Source organism: Delftia sp. ZNC0008 (assembly GCF_000799035.1).
GTDB classification, from domain to species: Bacteria; Pseudomonadota; Gammaproteobacteria; order Burkholderiales; family Burkholderiaceae_C; genus Comamonas; species Comamonas tsuruhatensis.
Genome location: NZ_JTKZ01000913.1, coordinates 1 through 4324, shown reverse-complemented (window position 1 = coordinate 4324; position 4324 = coordinate 1). Strand labels below are relative to the sequence as shown.

General features: G+C 69.8%; 5 protein-coding genes. All 5 read right to left on the bottom strand.

Annotated features, from left to right (window positions below):
• A partial coding sequence (locus L995_RS29530; protein ID WP_047475001.1) for a sugar-binding transcriptional regulator occupies positions 1-727 on the bottom strand: 727 nt, incomplete at its 3' end.
• A gap of 45 nt (positions 728-772) precedes the next feature.
• Positions 773-1894 (bottom strand): alcohol dehydrogenase catalytic domain-containing protein, encoded by a 1122-nt coding sequence (locus tag L995_RS29525; RefSeq protein WP_047474998.1) that lies wholly within the window; start codon positions 1892-1894, stop codon positions 773-775.
• Between the two features lie 48 nt (positions 1895-1942).
• Positions 1943-2923, bottom strand: coding sequence for an ABC transporter permease (locus L995_RS29520; RefSeq protein ID WP_047474996.1), 981 nt, complete (start codon positions 2921-2923; stop codon positions 1943-1945).
• Between the two features lie 48 nt (positions 2924-2971).
• Positions 2972-3736 (bottom strand): GolD/DthD family dehydrogenase, encoded by a 765-nt coding sequence (locus L995_RS29515; RefSeq protein WP_047474994.1) that lies wholly within the window; start codon positions 3734-3736, stop codon positions 2972-2974.
• Positions 3733-4324: substrate-binding domain-containing protein (locus L995_RS29510; protein ID WP_047474992.1), on the bottom strand; the 592-nt coding region annotated here is incomplete at its 5' end. The genes L995_RS29515 and L995_RS29510, both read right to left, overlap by 4 nt.

Here is a 4324-nt window from a genome sequence, read left to right as displayed (position 1 = left end):
TGAAGTCGTAGCCCATCATGTCGCCCACCGTGCCCGCGCGGCGGGCCTCCGAGATCTCCTGCGCGGAAAACCAGCCCATGCGGGCCATGTTGCTGTCCACGCTGACATCGCCCACACCGATGAGGGCGATGTCGGCGCGGCGCGCCTTGTCCAGGGTGTGCCTGACGGTGTCGTTGTCCAGCAGCGCCTTGCGCAGTTGCGGATCGCCCACCAGGGCCGGCGCATAGAGCGATTCGGACTTGCCGCCAAAGCGCGCGGCCAGGCGGCGCGCGATGTGGTCGGCGTTCATCGCCTCCCCGCCACGGTAGGAGCCGCCGATGGCGCTGACGAAGTGGCACTCCCGCCGTGTGGCGGACAGGGCGTGCTCGGAGACCGAGGACACGTTGCGCCCCATGCCCACGGCCACGATGGAGCCGTCGACCAGGATGCGCTCCAGCTCGCTGGCCACCAGCCCTGCCAGCAGTTCGCGCTGCCGGTCGGCATCCTTGTGGTCCACCGCGATCAGCGCGCGCTTGATGTGAAAGCGCTCGGTCAGCTGCCGCTCCAGGTCGGCGGACACCAGCGAATGCGGCCGCACGCGGATCTCGACGATGCCCTCTTCCTGCGCGCGGCGCAGCAGCCGCCCGACGGTGGCGCGCGAGATGCCGAACTCCTTGGACAGTTGGTCCTGCGTGCATCCATCGACGTAGTACAGGGTCGCCAGTCGCGTCAGGTCGCTTTCAGTCAAGGGTGCCTCCAAGGGTGCCGGGAAAGGCGCGCAGTGTAGCGCCGCTCACCGGGCCTCGCCAGCGTGGGGCAGCAGCAGGACCTTGACCGAGTCCATGGAATCGGCCACCCGGATGGCGCTCTCCCAGTCCGACAGCGCATAGCGGTGGGTGACGATGCCCTCGGAGGTGACCAGCCCGCGCGCCAGCAGGTCGATGGCGATGGGGTAGCAATGGGCGCTCAGGTGGGCGCCGCGCAGGTCCAGCTCCTTTTCCTCGCCGATGATGGACCAGTCCACCGTGGTCTCGCGCCCGAAGACGCTGAACTCCACGAAGCGGCCGAGCTTGCGCACCAGGTCCAGCCCCTGCGTCACGCCCGAGGGCGCGCCCGTGGTCTCTATGTACACATCGCAGCCATAGCCGTCGGTCAGTGCGTGCACGATGGCGCGGGCATCCTCGCGCGCGGGGTTGATGGTCACGTCGGCGCCGCAGCGGCGTGCCAGCGCCAGGCGCTGGTCCGACAGGTCCATGACCACCAGCCGGCGCGGCGTCTTCAGGCGCGCCACCTGGGCCATGAGCAGGCCCAGCGTGCCCGCGCCGGCGATGACCACCACATCATCGAGCTGGATGTCGCCGCGGTTGACGGCATGGATGGCGCAGGACAGCGGCTCGGTGATGGCCGCATCCTCGAAGGCCACGCTCTCGGGAATCCGGTGCACCACGGCGCGGGCGGACAGGCGCATGTACTCGGCCATGCCGCCATCGGCCACCTGGCCCTGGAAGCCGTAGACATCGTGTACCTCGCACATCCAACGAAAGCCGGTCCTGCAATAGCGGCAGGCATGGCAGGGCACGATCTGCTCGGCGATCACCCGGTCACCCAGCTGCACGCCGTGGTGCTCCTGCGCGCCCTCGCCCACCTGCACCACATGGCCCCAGAACTCGTGGCCCGCGATCACCGGCGGGCGCACATAGGCGGGGCGGCCTTTTTCCGGATCTCCCCAGAAGCGCGGCGCGCCAGCCCAGCATTTGCAGTCGCCCGCGCAAATGCCGCAGGAAGCCACGCGGATGACCAGCTCGCGCGGCCCGGCCTGCGGACGCGCGACGCGTTCGAGCCGGTAATCCCTGGGGCCGTGGCATACCACGGCCAGCATGTTCGTATCGGCGGCGTCAGGCAGGGTGTTTTGCATGGAATTCTCCCGGGTTGCAGATGGTGGACAGGACGTGGGCGCAGCGCTTCATGCCCTGCGGCGCGAACTGTCGAGCAGCACGGCGCCGACGATGATCACGCCCTTGATCAGCTGCTGGTAGTACGAGGACACGCCCAGCAGGTTCAGCCCGTTGTTGATCACGCCGATGAGCAGCGCGCCGACGACCGTGCCGCCCAGGCTGCCCGTGCCGCCCGACAGGCTGGTGCCGCCGATCACCACGGCCGCGATGGCGTCCAGCTCGTAGGACACGCCGGCCTGCGGCAGCGCCGCCGTGGTGCGCGACGCCAGCAAAATGCCGGCCAGTCCCGCGAGCAGGCCGCTGACCACATAGACCAGCAGCACGATGGCGCGGGTGTTGATGCCACTGGTCTTGGCGCTGCGCAGGTTGCCGCCCACGGCGTAGATGTAGCGGCCATACACGGTGTAGCGCAGCACGAAGACGAACACCGCGACGGCAACGGCAAAGATCACGATGGGCATGGGCACGGGTCCCAGCTGGCCGGCGCCGATGGCAAGAAAGCCGTCGGGCAGCTCGGACACCGGCATGCCGTCGTTGTAGATGTAGGTCAGGCCGCGCGCCGCACTGAGCATGCCCAGCGTGGCCACGAAGGGCGGCACCGCGAACCAGGCCACCAGCAGGCCGTTGACGCCGCCCAGCAGCATGCCCACGCCCAGCCCGGCGCCCACGCTCACCGCCAGCCCCTGGCCATCGGCCGCCAGCCAGGCGCCGACCATGCCGGCCAGCGCCAGGATGGCGCCCACCGACAGGTCGATGCCCGCCGTCAGCACCACGCACGTCATGCCGATGGCCAGGATGCCGTTGATGGAGGTCTGGCGCAGGATGTCGGCCCAGTTGCCCCAGGTCATGAAATGGGGGTTGGCCAGCGCCAGCGCCGCGCACAGTGCAACCAGCGCGATGACCACGCCGTAGCGCTCGCGCAGGCTGCGCAGGTCCAGCGCGCGCCGCCCCAAGAGCGGCGGCGAAGATGCGGCTTGAAGATTCGTCATGGAGGACTCCCGCGTTGATGGAAGAAAGGCGTGGGGCCGGCAGGCCGCTCACTGGATGGAGTAGCCCCCGTCGATGACGATGTTCTCGCCTGTCAGCATGCCGGCGTGCGTACCGGCCAGGAACACGGCCAGCCGCGCCACCTCCTCGGGCTGCGCAAAGCGGCCCGTGGGGATGAGTGCCCGCATGACCTCCCCCACCTGCCCGGCCCAGGCCTTGCGGCCCAGCGGCGTGTCCACCACGGTCGGCGAGATGGCGTTGACGGTAATGCCGTCCGTCGCCCACTCCAGCGCCAGCACGCGCGTCAGCCCTACCAGGCCCGCCTTGCTGGCGCAATAGGCGGCATGGCGCCGGAGCGCGACCACGCTGGCCTGCGAGGCCAGGTTGATGATGCGGCCGTGGCGCTGGCGGCGCATGGCCGGGGCCACCGCCTGGGCCAGCAGCAGCGGCGCCGTGAGGTTGACCGCCAGCGTGCGCTCCCACGCCGCCTCGCTGATTTCGCCGGCCGGCTCCAGCAGCGCCACGCCGGCGCTGTTGACCAGGATGTCGATGCGGCCCGTGGCCTCCAGCACCGTGGCCACCGCCTGCTCCACGCCCTCGGGCCTGGTCACATCCACCGCCAGCGCCAGGTGGCGCCTGGGCTCCGCCAGGCTGGCAGCGGCCACGTCCAGTGCCTGCCGCTCCAGGTCCAGCAGGACGACACGCGCACCGCCTTGGGCGAGCTGCCGGGCAATCGCCAGGCCGATGCCGCCCGCGCCGCCGGTGACCAGGGCCGTGCGGCCGTCGAAGTCCCGCTCCAGGCCGGCGGCGCTCATTTGCGCACCTTCTGCAAGAAGGCGTCGGCATTGGCGGGCACGATGGCGGTCCAGGGCACCTCGTAGGATTTGGCCGTGCCATCGCCCCAGGGCATGGCCTGGGCATACTCGCTCCATACCACCGAGCGCGGCCGGTAGGACGGGCCGACAAGCTGGCGCAGCAGCACATCCAGCGCGCCCTGCGCCTGGGCCTGGGCATCCTGGAAATTGGTGGTCATCTCCCCGCGCTTGACGGCCGTGATGGCGGCGGCCACGCCGTCCACGCCCACCACCGGGATGGTCTTGATATCGATGCCCTTGGTCTTGATGGCCTGTACCGCGCCCAGGGCCTCGTCGTCGTTCTGGGCGATCACGCCCTGGATCTGGCCCGGGAATGCGGTCAGCCAGTTCTCCATCAGTCCCATGGATTCGGCGCGCGACCAGTTGGCGGTCTTGCGCGCCAGCACCTTCACGTCCTTGTGGCGGGCCAGCACCTCGTCATTGCCGCGCGCCCGCTCGATCTGTGCCGACTGGCCTATGGGCCCCTCGATGACGACGATATTGCCCTTGCCGCCGATGGCCTTCATCAATGCCTCGGCCTGCATGCGG

What these genes read in the sequence shown, in the direction of transcription:
- L995_RS29520 (WP_047474996.1), bottom strand. Translation starts at nt 2,923, where the DNA reads ATGACGAATCTTCAAGCCGCATCTTCGCCGCCGCTCTTGGGGCGGCGC.
- L995_RS29515 (WP_047474994.1), bottom strand. Translation starts at nt 3,736, where the DNA reads ATGAGCGCCGCCGGCCTGGAGCGGGACTTCGACGGCCGCACGGCCCTG.
- L995_RS29525 (WP_047474998.1), bottom strand. Translation starts at nt 1,894, where the DNA reads ATGCAAAACACCCTGCCTGACGCCGCCGATACGAACATGCTGGCCGTG.